This window comes from Micromonospora echinaurantiaca (assembly GCF_900090235.1).
In the GTDB taxonomy this organism is placed as follows: Bacteria; Actinomycetota; Actinomycetes; order Mycobacteriales; family Micromonosporaceae; genus Micromonospora; species Micromonospora echinaurantiaca.
Genome location: NZ_LT607750.1, coordinates 6,123,079 through 6,137,800, shown reverse-complemented (window position 1 = coordinate 6,137,800; position 14,722 = coordinate 6,123,079). Strand labels below are relative to the sequence as shown.

Sequence of the window (14,722 nt, the reverse complement as noted above, 5' to 3'; positions counted from 1 at the left end):
GCCCCGATCGCGCCCCCCGCCAGCGCGACGACAATTCGACCGCTACCGGATACTCCGGTGGGTGACGAGGAGGTGACCGGCGGTGCTGCGCGACGGTTCCGCGCCGGTGCGCTACCTCTCCAGCCGACCGCCGGTGGTGCTGCTGAGCGCGGCGCTGGTGCTGCTGCTGGCGGGCTGGGCCGCCGTGGCGTACGTGCGGGCGGACCGGGGCGTGCCGGAGTGCGCCGAGCGGGTCCGGCTGCGGGTGGCCGCCGCGCCGGTGATCGCGCCCGCCCTGGACCGGATCGTCCGGGCCAGCGTCGGCCGGCAGCCCTGCGTCTCCATCGTCGTCGAGGCGCGGGAGTCCGCCGCGGTGGCCGGGGAACTCGCCAACGCCGTGGACGTCGCCGACGCGTGGCTGCCGGAGTCCACGTTCTGGCTGCGTCGGGCGCGGGCCGGCGGCGGCTTCGAGGTGCCGGCGACCGGCACCTCGGTGGCCAGCACGCCGGTGGTGCTGGCGGTCACCGAGCCGACCGCCCGCCGGTTGGGCTGGCCGGCGAAGCCGCTCACCTGGGCGTCCCTGGTCGGCCCGAAGGTCCGGAAGAACTCGGTGGCGGTGCCCGACCCGGCGGCCGACCCGGCCGGCGTGGCGGCGCTGCTGGGGGTCCGCGCGCTGGCCGCCGACGAGCCGGAGCCGGCGGCGGCGGTGGCGGCGACGCTGCGGCGGTTGGCCGGTCGCACCTTCGAGGCCGGCGACGGCGGGGGCGGGCTGGTGCCCGGGTCGGGCCTGCCGGGCCGGACGGACGCGGTAGCGGCCACCGAGCAGGCGGTGCTGGAACACAACGCGCTGGCCGGCGCGGACAAGCTGGTCGCCGCGTACCCCGAGGTGGGCGTGCCGTCGCTCGACCTGCCGTACGCGGTGCTGCCCGCCGCCCGCGGCCACGTGCGGGAGGCCGCCGTGGACTTCCTCGCCAACCTGCTCACGGTCGAGTCCCGCGACACGCTCACCGGGTTCGGTTTCCGGACCGCGGCCGGATTCCCGCCGGCCATGCCGGACGACGGCCGGTTGCGGGTGCAGGAGCGGCGGCCGGTCCCGTTGCCCGCCGAGGAGACGGTCACCGAGCTGCTCACCGGATGGAGCGGGGTGCAGCGCAGCGCCCGGATCCTCACCGTGCTGGACATCTCCGGCTCGATGGCCGCGCCGGTGCCGGGCACCGGCGAGACCCGGCTCGACGCCACCGTCAAGACCGCCCGCGAGGGCTCCGGCCTGCTGCTGGACAGCAGCGAACTCGGGATCTGGGTCTTCTCCACGAAGGTGGACGGCGACCGGGACTACCGGGAGATCCTGCCGGTGGCGCCACTGCGCCGGGCGCAGCGGGAGCGGCTGGCCGAGCAGCTGGCCGCGGTCCGGGTGAAGCCGCAGGGCGGGACCGGGCTGTACGACACCACCCTGGCCGCGTACCGGGAGGCGCGGCGGCACTGGACGCCCGGCCGGATCAACCTGGTGCTGGTCATGACCGACGGACAGAACGAGGACGAGGAGAGCATCGGCCGGGCGAAGTTCCTCGCCGAGCTGGCCCGGCTGCAGGATCCGCGCCGCCCGCTGCCGATCGTCTTCATCGGCCTCGGCAAGGATGTCGACCCGGACGAGCTGACCGCCATCGCGGACGCCACCGGCGGGCGGGTGTTCCGCGCCGAGCAGCCCAGCGGCATCCGGCAGATCTTCTTCTCCGCGCTCGCCGACCTCAGCTGCCTGCCCCCGGAGTGCCGTCGATGATCCGGCCGCGGCTTCCCCGGCCGGTGCGTTCGGCGCCCGGCACCGTGCTGTCCCTGGTGCTGCTCACCGCGATCGCCTTCGTCCAGCGGCCCGGCCAGGTCACCTTCGACACGAAGCTGGACCTGGCCGCCAACCCGCTGCACTTCATGGCCCGGGCGCTGCACCTGTGGAACCCGGAGGCGACCTCCGGCGAGCTGCAGAACCAGGCGTACGGGTACCTCTTCCCGATGGGCCCGTTCTTCGCCGCGGGCCAGCTGCTGCACGTACCGCCGTGGATCACCCAGCGGCTGTGGACCGCGCTGGTGCTGGTCGCGGCGTTCTACGGGCTGCTCCAGGTGGCCCGGGCGCTGCGGATCGGCACCGAACCGACCCGGTACGCGGCCGCGCTCGGCTACGCGCTGGCGCCGCGGATGCTCACCGAGATCGGCGCGCTCTCCTCGGAGACCCTCGCCGCGGCGATGCTGCCCTGGGTGCTGCTGCCGCTGGTGCTGGTGCGCCGGATCGGCTCCCCGCGCCGGGCCGCCGCGCTCTCGGCGCTGGCCGTGCTCGGCATGGGCGGGATCAACGCGGCGGTGGTGCTGCTGGCCCTGCTGCTGCCCGGCGTCTGGCTGCTGACCCGCCGGTGGAACCGCGAGCACCTGCGGCTGGTCGGTTGGTGGTGCCTCTGCGTCGTCGGGGTCTGCCTCTGGTGGATCGTGCCGCTGCTGCTGCTCGGCGAGTACAGCCTGCCGTTCCTGGACTACATCGAGTCGTCCACCACGACCACGGCGGTGGCCTCGCTCTTCCAGGCCGTCCGGGGCACCAACCAGTGGGTGGCGTACATCGTCCAGGGCGATCCGTGGTGGCCGGCCGGCTGGCTGCTGATCGACAACCCGGTGCTGATGACGCTCACCGCGGTGGTGGCGCTCGTCGGCCTGGCCGGACTCGCCGGCAACCTGCTGCCCGAGCGGCGCTTCCTGGTGCTCGGCTTCCTGGCCGGGCTGACCCTGCTCACCATGGGTTACGTCGGCAGCCTGGACAGCCCGCTCTCCGGGCCGGTCCGGGAACTGCTGGACGGCCCGCTGGCGCCGTTCCGCAACGTGCACAAGCTGGACCCGGTGCTCCGATTGCCGCTGATGCTCGGCTTCGCGCACGGCGTCGACGCGGTGGTCACCCGGCTGCACGGCGCCGCCGCCCGCCGCCGCCCCGGCCTCCGGCTGTGCCCGCTGGTGTTCGTACCGGTGCTGCTGCTGGTCCTGGGCGCGGCCGCGCCCGCCTGGCTGGGCCAGCTGCGGCCGGGGCCGGGCTGGTCGGACCTGCCACCGCACTGGCGGTCGGCGGCGACCTGGCTCGCCGACCGGGACGCGCTGGCCCGCACGCTGATGGTGCCCGGTTCCGGCTTCGGCCAGTACGAGTGGGGACGCACGGTCGACGAGCCGCTCCAGGCCCTCGCCGGGGCGCCGTGGGCGGTCCGGCACCAGATCCCGCTCGGCTCGGCCGGCAACACCCGGATGATGGACACCGTCGAGAGCGTGCTGGCCGGCGGCCGGGGATCCGCCGGGCTGGCCGACTTCCTGGCCCGCTCCGGGTTCCGGCACGTGCTGCTCCGCAACGACGTGGACCGCACCCAGGTGGACGCCCCGCCGGTGGCGCTGCTCCGCCGGGCGCTGGCCGACTCGCCGGGCATCGCGCGGGTGGCCACCTTCGGCAGCACCACCCGGTTCGGGGCGACGCCGGGCAGCCCGGTCGACGACGGCGCCGCAGCGCTGCCGGCGGTCGAGGTGTACGAGGTGCAACGCCCGGTGCCGGCCGCCTCGGCGGTGCTCACCGACGACGTGCCGACGGTCAGCGGCGGGCCGGAATCGCTGCTGCCCCTGTTGGAGCAGGGGTTGGTCGAGCGGGACCGGCCGGTGGTGCTGGCCGGGGACCGGCCGGACGGCGGGGACGACGGCGACTCGGTGGTGGGCGGGGAGTGGATCGTCACCGACGGGCTGCGCCGCCGGGAACGCGACATCGGCCGGGTGCGGGACAACCTCAGCCAGACGCTGACCGCGTCCGAGGCCGGCCGGCAGGGCCGGGTCGCCCTCGACCTGCTGCCGTTCTCCGGCCGGCGGCACCAGACCGTCGCCACCTACCAGGGCGTACGCGAGGTCACCGCGTCCAGCGCGACCAGCTTCGTGGACAACCTCGGGCCCGCGGACCCGTCGCACCTGCCGTTCGCCGCGGTGGACGGGGAGTACGCCACCGCCTGGCACTCGGCGCCGCTGGCCGGGCCGGTCGGGCAGTGGCTCCAGGTGGACCTGGACACCCCGCGCGAGGTCGACCGGGTGTCGCTGGCGTTCGTCGACGACCTCGGGGTGGGCTGGCCGGTGACCCGGTTCCGGATCACCACCGACCGGGGCTCGGTGGAGCACGAGGTGGCCCAGACGCTCGGCGCCCACCCGTACTACACGCTGCCCGGGTCGACCAGCCGGATCCGGGTGACGGTGCTGGCCGTGGCGGGGCAGCGGCTCGACGGCGGGGTCGGCATCCGGGAACTGACCATCCCCGGCACCACCGCGCGCCGGGCGCTGCGCGCGCCGACCGACCTGCCGGACGGGTTCGTCGGACCGGTGTCCTGGTCGTTCAGCCGCGGCTCGGGTGACCGGCCCGCCTGCTACCCGGTCTCCGCCGCCGCCGGCTCAGACGCCGCCGCCGGCTCGGACGCGGGCACCGGCGGCGGAACCGGCACCCGGCCGGCCGGCTCGGTGGTCCGGTGCGACCGGTTCCTGGCCCGCGCCGGGGAGGAGCCGCTCGGCATCGACCGGCTCTTCCGCAGCCCGGCGGCCGGCAGCTACCGGCTCGCGCTCACCGCCGTGCCGCGTCCCGGCGGGCAGTTGACCCTGGCCGACGTGCCGGTGACCGCGGACACATCGTCGTACCTGACCGGCGATCCGGCGGTGGCCGGGTACGCCGCGGTGGACGGCGACCCGGGCACCGCGTGGCTGGCCGACATCGGCGACCTGAGCCCCACCCTGCGGCTGCGCTGGTCGGGGCAGCGGAGGATCGGCGAGCTGCGGCTGACCACCGCCGAGGTGCCGGTCGGCTCGCCACCCACCCGGGTGGAGGTGCGCACCCCGGGCCGGAGCCTGGAACTGCCGGTGGGCGCGGACGGCACGGTCCGCTTCCCCGCCGTCCGGACGGACCGAATCGAAATCGTGGTGCGGGAGACGGCCGGGCGGATCGCCGACCGGCGGGGCAACGGCTGGACGGCCACCGCGGGCATCGCCGAGGTGGAGATCCCGGCCCTGGCGGAGCTGCTCCGCCCGCTCGCCGGTGACACCCCCGTCGTCGAGCCGTGCGGCAAGGGTCCGAGCGCCGAGCTGGCCGGATTCCGCTACGACACCGAGGTCCGCACCACCCTCGCGGACGTACTCGCCGGCCGGCCGGTGCCGGTCACCGTCTGCGGCGCCACCGGTGCGGCCGTCGACCTGCCGGCCGGCGGCCACCGGCTGGCGACCACGCCGTCGGCCGGCTTCCTCGTGCAGGACGCCACGCTGCGTCCGGCCGCCACCGCCACCGCCGCTGCCGCGCCCCGGCACCGCGAGGTGACCGTGCTCGACTGGAATCCCACCGACCGCCGGGTCCGGGTCGCCGCGGGCGGCGAGGCGTTGCTGGTGGTGCCGGAGAACGCGAACGCCGGCTGGCGGGCCACTGTGGACGGCCGCCCGCTGACCGTCACCCGGGTGGACGGCTGGCAACAGGCATGGCTGCTGCCGGCCGGGGAGGGCGTCGAGGTGAGCCTGACCTTCACGCCGGACCGCACGTACCGGACCGGGCTGGGCGTCGGTGCGCTCACCGCGCTGGCGGTGCTGCTGCTCGTGGCCGTGCCGGTCCGGCGACGCGCCACGCCCGGCGCGGGGGTGCCGGCGGAGGGGCCGGCCTGGCTGATCGGCGTGACGCTGGTGGTGCTGCTCGCCGCGTTGGGCGGGGTGCTGCCGGTGGCGATCGTGCTGGCCGCGATGCTGCTGCGACAGTTCGCGGCGCGGGCGCTGCCGGTGGTGGTGCTGGGCGGGCTGACCGTCGCCACGACGGTCGCGGTGACCGGGCGGTTGCAGGGGCACGGTCAGGAGTGGACGTACGGCACCTGGGTGCAGGCGGCGATGCTCGTCGCGATCGGCGCGGTGGTCGCGGCGGTGGTGCCGGTGCCGGGCACGCCACCGGCGGCGCCGGCACCGGAGCCGGGTGAGCGGCCGGACGACGTTGCGGCGGGCGGCCCGCCGGGTGACCAGGACGAGGACGGGACGGTGGCGCGATGAGCGCAGCACACGAGGGCGCGGCCGGCCGGGCGGCCCGGCGCCGGTACGCCACGCTGGGGCGCTCGGTGGCCCTGTTCCGGGCGTTCCTGGTCGAGCAGACCGACCCGGACCGGTTCTACGGGCTGCTGGCCGAGGACTCGGTCCGCCAGGTCGCCGGCTACACCGCGCTAGCCGGTCGTACCGTGCTCGACGTCGGTGGCGGCCCGGGCTACTTCGCGGCCGCCTTCCGCGCGGCCGGGGCCCACTACGTCGGGCTGGACCCGGACGTCGGTGACTTCTCGGCCGCCGGTGAGTCGGTCGCCGGCATGCTACGGGGCAGCGGCACCGCGCTGCCCGTCCGCACCGCCGGTGTGGACGTGGCCTTCTCGTCGAACGTGCTGGAACACGTGCCGACGCCCGAGCGGATGCTGGACGAGATGGTCCGGGTCACCCGCCCCGGTGGTCTGCTCTTCGTGTCGTTCACGCCCTGGCTCTCGCCGTGGGGCGGGCACGAGACGGCGCCCTGGCACTACCTCGGCGGCGACCGGGCCCGGCGCCGCTACCAGCGCCGGACGGGCCGGCCGCCGAAGAACCGGTACCGCGAGACGCTCTTCCCCACGTCGATCGGCGCCACCCTGCGCTGGGCCCGCGGCTGCGCCGGGGTCGAGGTGCTGGACGCCCTGCCCCGCTACCACCCGTGGTGGGGCCGCTGGGTCATCCGGCTGCCCGGCATCCGGGAGGTGGTGGCGTGGAACTTCCTGCTCGTTCTGCGGCGGACCGGTACGGAACCGGCCGGCGCGGCGGAAAAAACAGAACTGACCGGGGGTCGCGTTGCTATGTGACCAAGTAGTAACCTCGCGGCCACATCACTGATCGACAGCGGCGAAACTAGCTCCTCCAGGGAGGAATCATGAAGCACCGCGCCATAGGTGCCGTGCTGTTCGGTGGCGGCGTACTCCTCCTGGCGCTCGCCGCCGGATTGGTGTTCGTCGTCAAACCTGCGATGACCAAGCTGCCCTACGATCTGGAAGCCTCGACGTCGGTCGCCGAGGCCAAGGGTGCGACCTTCCTCCAGATCACCAACGGCGATATCAAGATCAACCAGGACGATCTCCGGTCCACGGTCCTGGTCACGCCGAACCGGGTGCAGACCGCGAGCCTCACCGGCGACCTCGAGGAAGACACGGTCGTCTGGACGGTCGGTCAGACCGTCGACCGGGACCAGACCAAGGAGCTGGTCAGCGCGTACGGCGCCGAGCTGGCGCTGGACCGGGTCTCCGGAGCGGCGGTCGACTGGGAGGGTCAGTTCCTCGACGACACCGGCACCCGGGAGCGGGTGACCTTCGCCGGCCAGGTCTACAAGTTCCCGTTCGGCACCGAGAAGCGGAACTACGACGTCTTCGACCGCGACCTGCGGAAGGCCCTGCCGGCCGAGTTCAAGGGGACCGAGGACGTCAAGGGGCTCGAGGCGTACAAGTTCGAGCAGGTGATCACCGACCAGGAGCTGAACCTCGGCGCCGAGCGGGTGGGGCTGCTGCTGGGGGCGCTCGCCCCGGGCGCGACCCAGGGCAAGATCACCTACAGCAACACCCGGACGGTCTGGGTCGACCCGGTCACCGGCTCGTACGTGAACGTGCGCGAGGTGCAGCGCAAGACCCTGGTGCCGGACGTCGGCACCCCGGTGACCCTGCTGGACGCCGAGTTCAACTACAACGAGGACACCGTCACGGCGTCGGTCGACCGGGCCGAGAAGAACCGCAGCCAGCTCACCCTCCTCGGGCTGTACGCCCCCATCGGGCTGACCGTGCTCGGCCTGCTGCTGATGGTCGGTGGCGTGCTGGTGGCCAGCCGGGGCGGGGCCGCGCCGGCGGCCGATGCGCGGCACCGGGTGGACGCCGCGCCGACCCGGGTGGACCAGCCGGCGGTGCGGGACGACCGGGAGGGCGGGCCGCTCACCGACGAGATCCCGCCGGCCTCGACCAACTGGAAGACCGACCCCACCGTGCCGACCCAGCGTCCGGCGCAGGGCGAGGTCGAGCAGCGCTGACGCCTGCGGGCACGACTGCGGGGTGGACCGGGATCCCGGTCCACCCCGCAGTCTTTTCGTGCGTGTCGCGCGGGGTTCCCGACCGGCGACAGGTCCGCTGCGAGGCGAATCCGCAGCGGCTACTTTACATCCGTTACCTTATTGTAATCGGTCGATCAGCCGCCACGACGGGTAGTTACGTCGAGGACTTATGCCGGCTTTGCTGCCGTAATCGAAGATCCTCGGGCGGCCATCGCTTGCGCAGCGTAACCGTGACGCCGCGGATCGTCGCCTCCGTGTTACTGGCAGGTAGCTAGGGCCTTGTGACCTACGCCTCCGTAGGTGCACCATCATCGGCACGCTCGTTACCCGCCGGTAGCAGAGCCCGGGGCCCGGTGCGGGGCCCGCACCTTCGCCGACCGGCCACCGCCGCCACACCCCCCTGAGGAGGAGCACGTGCAGGATCGGATCGAGAACCGGGGTCGTACCCGGTGGCGGCGCTTCGCCGCCCTGATGGTGCCCGCGACGGCCGTCGCCGGCGCGATCGTCTTCGGCATGGCCAACGGCGCGATCGCCGCCTCGTTCGCCGTCTCCGGCCAGACCTTCAAGGTCTCCGCCTCGGAACTGCGCGGCGAGGGCTTCGTCCAGTACGGCGGCATCGCCGAGGAGTCGGACGGCACGAAGCACCCGGTGGCCGTCTCCGGCATCCGCAACGCCAAGCTCTACGACCTCTGCCAGTCGGTGAAGGTGCCGGGCGCGCCGGTGGTGCTCACCATCAACGCCGGTGGCGGCGGCAAGCCCGCGGTGGCCAGCGGGCTGCTCATCGACATGGACTCGCTGCAGGGCGACGCCGAGTTCAAGAACATCAACATCGGGCAGGACGCCGCCACCCTCACCGGAGGGCCGGAGGGCGCCAAGGGCGACAAGAAGGCCTTCGGGCAGCAGTCCGACACCGTCGTCATCAAGGACCTCAAGCAGGTGGCCCGCTCCACCCACGCCGGCACCTTCACCCTGACCGGTCTCGACCTGCGGGTGAACGTGGGCGCGGACGCCAAGGAATGTTTCTGAGCTGACCCCGGGCCCGCGGAGGGCGTCCTCCGCGGGCCCGTTCCCTGCCCCGTCCCCCTTAGCCCCGGCAGGAGGCGTACGTGACAACCGCCGACCCGCAGCACGCCCGGCCCGGCCGGATCAGCGCGGCGTGGCGCCGGTTCCGCCGTTGGCGGCGGACCCGACCGTTCTGGGGTGGCCTGCTGACCGCGCTGGCCGGCCTGGAGATCTTCGGCACCACCCAGATGTCGCTGGGCGGTCTCTCCTTCCAGATGGGACCGACCGGATTCCTCTCCTGGTTGATCCCCACCATCCTGGTCGCCTGCGGCGTGCTGATGTGGTTCACCCCGCAGCAGCGGATCTTCTACGCCGTGGTCGCCGCGGTGACCGCGGTCTTCTCGCTGATCGGGGTCAACCTCGGCGGCTTCTTCGTCGGCCTGCTGCTCGGCATGATCGGCGCCGGCCTCGGCTTCGCCTGGGTCCCGGGCACCGGCCCGGCCGGCGACCCGCCGCCCGTACCCGCGACGGAGGAGCCGGCCGCGGACCAGCCGGCCGCGCTCGCCGCCGAGCCGCCCGTCGCGACGGAGAGCGGTGCGTCCGGCTCGACCCGGGTCGACGAACTGGTGCCGGGTGACGCCGGCCCGCGGCCGGCGGCGTACGACGAGACCGCCCGGACGGTCCGGCTGGCCGACGACCCGCCGACGCTGCCGGGTCAGCGGGACCCCCGCCTCTACGCCGTGCTGCCGGTGCTGCTCGGGTTCTCCGCAGCGGCGGCGCTCGCCGTGCCCGCCCCCGGGCCGGCCCAGGCCGCCCCGCTCGCGGGCGCGGCGCCGGTGCAGGCGCCCGCCTGCCCGACCCGGCCGGCGCCGAGCGGATCGCCGGGCGGGGCGAAGCCGACGCCGAGCGCAACCGGCGCGTCGCCGTCGCCCAGCCCGGAGAAGAGCTCCGGCGGCAACATCATCACCGACATCCTGGACGGGCTCGGCGACCTGTTCGGCGGCGGGGACGACGACGAGGACGAGCCCGCGCCGAGCCCGACGCCGACCGTGACGCCCACCGCCCGGCCGAGCGCCAGCCCTCGGCCCAGCGCGCCCGGCCCGCGCTGCGCGTCGCCGAAGCCCGGCGCCCCCGGCAAGGTCGAGCCGGGCAAGCCGCTGCCGAGGATCGCCGCAGAACCGGGCCAGCCGGTGGTGGCGGCCACGCCGTCGAAGCTGACCGGCTCCAAGGTGACCATGACCGGCCTGCGGTTCGACGGCATCGTCGACCTGCCCACCGACGACGGCAGCCTGCGGGCGCTGAAGTTCAGCATGCAGCAGGCCGTGACCGACGACTTCCTGCTCCGCTCACCCGGCCCGGCCGGCCGGACCATGCGATTCGCCACCAACCAGCTGACCGTCCGCGGCGACGTCGCCTTCTACGCCACCCGCTTCGCCGGGAAGATCCTGGGCATCAAGGTGACCCTCACCCCGGACCTGCCGCTGCCCGACGGCCTCCCGATCACCTCGCCGATCCCGCTCACGTTCACCGAACCGGTGATGGACCTGGCCTTCGTCACCTGCGACACGTTGACCGCGCGGCCGACGTTGAAGCTCACCCTGGACTGAATTCCCCCACCACCGGCCCGGGAGCCGGCGGCACCCGCTCGTGTGCCGCCGGCTCCCGACCTCACAGCCGGGCGAGTGCCTTGCGCAGCGGGTCGAGCCCGAGCGAGCCGAGGTCGAGCGCCTGCCGGTGGAACTCCTTGAGGTCGAAGTCGGCGCCCTTGCGGGCCTTCGCGTCCTCCCGGGCCTGCAACCAGATCCGCTCGCCCACCTTGTACGAGGGGGCCTGCCCCGGCCAACCCAGGTACCGGTTCAGCTCGAAGCGCAGGTTCTCGTCCGGCACCCGGCAGTGCGCCCGCATGAACTCCCAGCCCAGCTCGGGCGTCCAGCGCTCGCCCGGGTGGAAGCCGAACGGGTTGTCCCGGGGGATCTCCAGCTCCAGGTGCATGCCGATGTCGACGATCACCCGGGCGGCCCGCATCGCCTGCCCGTCGAGCATGCCGAGCTTGTCGCCCGGGTCCTCCAGGTAGCCCAGGTCGTCCATCAGCCGCTCCGAGTAGAGCGCCCAGCCCTCGCCGTGCCCGGAGACCCAGCAGAGCAGCCGCTGCCAGCGGTTGAGCAGGTCGGCCCGGACGGCGGTCTGGGCGACCTGGAGGTGGTGGCCCGGCACGCCCTCGTGGTAGACGGTGGTCACCTCACGCCAGGTGGAGAAGTCGGTGATGCCCTGCGGCACCGCCCACCACATCCGGCCGGGCCGGGAGAAGTCCTCGCTCGGCCCGGTGTAGTAGATGGCGCCGTCGCTGGTCGGGGCGAGGCAGCACTCGATCCGGCGGACCTGCTCCGGGATGTCGAAGTGGGTGCCGTGCAGCTCGCTGATCGCCTTGTCGGCGAGCGCCTGCATCCAGTCCCGGAACGCCTCCTTGCCCTGGATGGTGCGGGCCGGGTCGGCGTCCAGCGCCCGTACGGCGTCGTCGATGCTCGCGCCCGGGCCGACGATGCGGGCCGCGACGTCGCGCATCTCGGCCTCCAGTCGGGCCAGCTCGGCGAAGCCCCAGGCGTACGTCTCGTCCAGGTCGACCTTGGCGCCGAGGAAGTACTGCGAGGCCAGCTCGTAGCGCTCCCGCCCGGCGGCCTGCTTCTCCCGCCCGTGCGGGGCCAGTTCGGTGCGCAGGAACTGGCCGAACTCGGCGGTCGCCGCGGTGGCCGCCGCCGCGCCCCGGCGCAGCTCGGCCGCCACGCTGCCGTCGGCGCCCAGCCGCTCGACCAGGCCGTGGAAGAAGTTGTCGCCGTTCGGGTCGACCCAGGTGTCGCACTGCTTGGCCACCTCGACCAGCTGCACCTGGGAGCTGATCCGACCGACCGCGGCCGCCTCGCGCAGTGTGGTCTTGTAGCCCTCCAGCGCGGCGGCGAAGCCGTTCAGCCGCGCCGCGATGTTGGCCTTGGCGTCCTCGCCCTCGGTCGGCATCAGGTCGAAGACCATCCGCACGTCGTGCAGCCCGCTGGCGATGACGTTGACCTCACTGGTCGACTCGCCCGCCTCGTACCGGGCGAGGTCGAGGCCGAGCCGCTCCTGCATGGCCTCCTTGGCGGTCCGCTCCGCCTCGGTGTCCGGCTCGGTGACGTCCAGCTCGGCCAGGGTCCGGCGGGTCAGTTCGGCCCGGGCGGCGTAACCCTCGGGCGACAGGTCGTCGAGCTTGTCGTCGTAGCCGGCGATGCCGACGTAGGTGGCACCGGTCGGGCTCAGCGGCGCCCAGTCCGCCACGTACCGGTTGGCGAGGTCATCGATTCGTCCCACGGCCCCGACCCTACGTGACCGGACGGCCTCGCTGTCGAGCGTGTTGCCCGTGTCCCCGGCAGCCGCCACCCGGCCGGTCGGCGGGCGACGTGTGGTGCTGGCCACCCGGTCCGAAAGTCGCGGGACTTTGTCGTACCCCTGCGGCAAAGTGTCAGGAGTGACCACGGACTTCACTCCTGACAGGGCGGCGCTCCGCAGCTGGTTGCCCGGTTTCGTCGCCCTCGCCGCGATCTGGGGGTCCAGCTTCCTGTTCATCAAGGTCGGTGTCGAGGAGCTGCACCCGCTGCACCTCACCCTCTACCGGGTCGCCACCGGCGCGGTGACCCTGCTGGTGGTGCTGGCCGTGCTGCGCGACCGGCTGCCCCGCGAGCCGCGGGTGTGGGCGCACCTGACCGTGGTCGCCGCGTTCGGTGTGGCCATCCCGTTCACCCTGTTCGGCTACGGCGAGCAGCGGGTCGAGTCGATGCTGGCGGGCATCTGGAACGCCACCACGCCGCTGATCGTGCTGCCGCTGGCGGTGCTGGTCTTCCGCACCGAGCGGCTGACCGTACGCCGGGCGGTCGGGCTCGCGCTCGGCTTCTTCGGGGTGCTCGTGGTGCTCGGCGTGTGGCAGGGCGTCGGCGGGGCGCACTTCGTCGGGCAGCTGATGTGCTTCGGCGCGGCGGCCTGCTACGGCGTGGCCATCCCGTACCAGAAGAAGTTCGTGGCCGGCAGCTCGCACTCCGGCGTGTCGCTCTCGGCGGCCCAGCTGCTGCTCGCGGTGGCCCAGCTCGCGGTGGTCGCGCCGCTGGCGGCCGGCGCGCCGCCGGTGCCGACCGACCTCTCGGTCGAGGTGGTGGCGAGCGTGCTGGCGCTCGGTGCGCTCGGCACCGGCATCGCCTTCGTGATCAACATGCGGAACATCCGGGTCATCGGGGCGAGCACCGCCTCGACGGTCACCTACCTGATTCCGGTCTTCGCGGTGCTGATCGGCGCCCTGGTGCTGGGCGAGCGACTCACCTGGCACCAGCCGGTGGGTGCGCTGGTGGTGCTCCTCGGCGTCGCCGTGTCGCAGGGCCTGGTCGGCCGGCGGCGCCCGGCGGTGCCGGTCGGGGTCGGCGCCCCGGCAGCGCCGGTCGCCGAGGCGGCCGCCCCCCGCTGAGCCGATCGGCCGGTCCCGGCACCGGCCGGGGCTGGCCGGTCAGCGGGCGGGGCGGTCCACGGCCCAGGCCACCAGTTCCTCCGCCGACCAGGTGTTGACCACCCGGTCGGCGGGCACCCCGCACCGGGCCGCCCGCTCGCAGCCGAACCGCTGCCAGTCGAGCTGACCCGGGGCGTGCGCGTCGGTGTTGATGGCGAACACGCACCCGGCCTCCAGGGCCCGGCGGATCAGCCGCTTCGGCGGGTCCTGCCGCTCCGGACGGGAGTTGATCTCAACCGCGACGCCGTGCTCGGCGCAGGCCGCGAAGACCGCGTCGGCGTCGAAGTCGCTCTCCTTCCGGGTCCGTGCCCGGTGGCCGCGGTCGCCCGGCCCGGTCACTCCGGCCGGTCGGGAGGAGACCATCCGGCCGGTGCAGTGGCCGAGGATGTCCAGGTGCGGGTTGGCGACGGCGGCCAGCATCCGCCGGGTCATCTTCGACCGTTCGTCGTTCAGGCCGCTGTGCACCGAGCCGACCACCACGTCGAGCCGGGCCAGCAGCTCCTCGTCCTGGTCGAGCGAACCGTCGGCGAGGATGTCCACCTCGATGCCGGTGAGGATCCGGAATCCTTCCGGCAGCGCCGCGTTGACCTGCTCGACGTAGTCGAGTTGGCGGCGCAGCCGGTCGGCGGTCAGCCCCCGGGCGACCTTCAGCCGGGGCGAGTGGTCGGTCAGCACCAGGTACTCGTGGCCCAGCTCGACGGCCGCCAGCGCCATCTCCTCGATCGGGGAGCCGCCGTCGGACCAGTCGGAGTGGGTGTGGCAGTCGCCGCGCAGCGAGGTGCGCAGGTCGGTCGCCGCCGCGTCCAGGTCGCTGCCCTCGGTGGCGACCAGCCGGCGCAGGTAGACCGGCTCCTCACCGGCGATCGACTCGGCCACGCAGCGGGCGGTCACGTCGCCGACGCCGGCCAGTTCGGTGAGCTTGCCCGTCCGGGCCCGCCCGGCCACCTCCGCGGGGGGCAACGCGGCGAGCGCCTTGGCCGCCGAGCGGAAGGCGCGTACCCGGTAGGTGGCCTCGTTCGCCCGTTCCAGCAGGAACGCGATCCGGCGCAGGTCGGCGATGGGGTCCCGGGCGCTCATTCTGTGCAACCTACCCGCGCGCCGCCGGTCGCGGGACGACCGGC

At 74.1% G+C, this 14,722-nt stretch carries 9 protein-coding genes; 7 read left to right on the top strand and 2 right to left on the bottom strand.

The annotated features are described in order from the left end of the window. The first annotated feature begins 82 nt into the window (after positions 1-82). The 6 genes from GA0070609_RS27760 to GA0070609_RS27735 all read left to right on the top strand — a co-directional run bounded on the left by GA0070609_RS27760 (position 83) and on the right by GA0070609_RS27735 (position 10,689). A complete protein-coding gene (locus GA0070609_RS27760; protein WP_088996523.1) occupies positions 83-1,756 on the top strand; it encodes a substrate-binding and VWA domain-containing protein in 1,674 nt (557 codons plus the stop codon). Next, entirely contained in the window at positions 1,753-6,033 is a 4,281-nt protein-coding gene (locus GA0070609_RS27755; protein ID WP_088998006.1) for an alpha-(1->3)-arabinofuranosyltransferase, read from the top strand. The genes GA0070609_RS27760 and GA0070609_RS27755 overlap by 4 nt, the downstream gene beginning before the upstream one ends. After that, positions 6,030-6,854, top strand: a complete 825-nt coding sequence (locus GA0070609_RS27750; RefSeq protein ID WP_088996522.1) for a class I SAM-dependent methyltransferase — start codon at positions 6,030-6,032, stop codon at positions 6,852-6,854. The genes GA0070609_RS27755 and GA0070609_RS27750 overlap by 4 nt, the downstream gene beginning before the upstream one ends. Before the next feature lie 68 nt (positions 6,855-6,922). Next, positions 6,923-8,059 carry a DUF3068 domain-containing protein gene (locus GA0070609_RS27745; RefSeq protein ID WP_088996521.1) on the top strand — a complete coding sequence of 379 codons (1,137 nt, stop codon included), beginning with the start codon at positions 6,923-6,925 and terminating at the stop codon, positions 8,057-8,059. 435 nt (positions 8,060-8,494) lie between these two features. Beyond that, positions 8,495-9,106 carry a DUF6230 family protein gene (locus tag GA0070609_RS27740; protein ID WP_088996520.1) on the top strand — a complete coding sequence of 204 codons (612 nt, stop codon included), beginning with the start codon at positions 8,495-8,497 and terminating at the stop codon, positions 9,104-9,106. 80 nt (positions 9,107-9,186) lie between these two features. After that, complete coding sequence (locus tag GA0070609_RS27735; RefSeq protein WP_088996519.1) at positions 9,187-10,689, top strand: DUF6114 domain-containing protein; 1,503 nt, start codon at positions 9,187-9,189, stop codon at positions 10,687-10,689. Positions 10,690-10,750: 61 nt separating this feature from the next. Here GA0070609_RS27735 and GA0070609_RS27730 read toward each other — a convergent pair whose 3' ends face one another. Beyond that, a complete protein-coding gene (locus GA0070609_RS27730) occupies positions 10,751-12,421 on the bottom strand; it encodes a DUF885 domain-containing protein (protein WP_088998005.1) in 1,671 nt (556 codons plus the stop codon). A 157-nt stretch (positions 12,422-12,578) separates the two neighbouring features. Here GA0070609_RS27730 and GA0070609_RS27725 point away from each other — a divergent pair, with 157 nt between their 5' ends. Further along, positions 12,579-13,562 carry a DMT family transporter gene (locus GA0070609_RS27725; RefSeq protein WP_172899423.1) on the top strand — a complete coding sequence of 328 codons (984 nt, stop codon included), beginning with the start codon at positions 12,579-12,581 and terminating at the stop codon, positions 13,560-13,562. Positions 13,563-13,601: 39 nt separating this feature from the next. Here the strand turns inward: GA0070609_RS27725 and GA0070609_RS27720 are convergent, their stop codons facing one another. Next, positions 13,602-14,678 (bottom strand): PHP domain-containing protein, encoded by a 1,077-nt coding sequence (locus tag GA0070609_RS27720; RefSeq protein ID WP_088996518.1) that lies wholly within the window; start codon positions 14,676-14,678, stop codon positions 13,602-13,604. Positions 14,679-14,722: the final 44 nt, after the last annotated feature.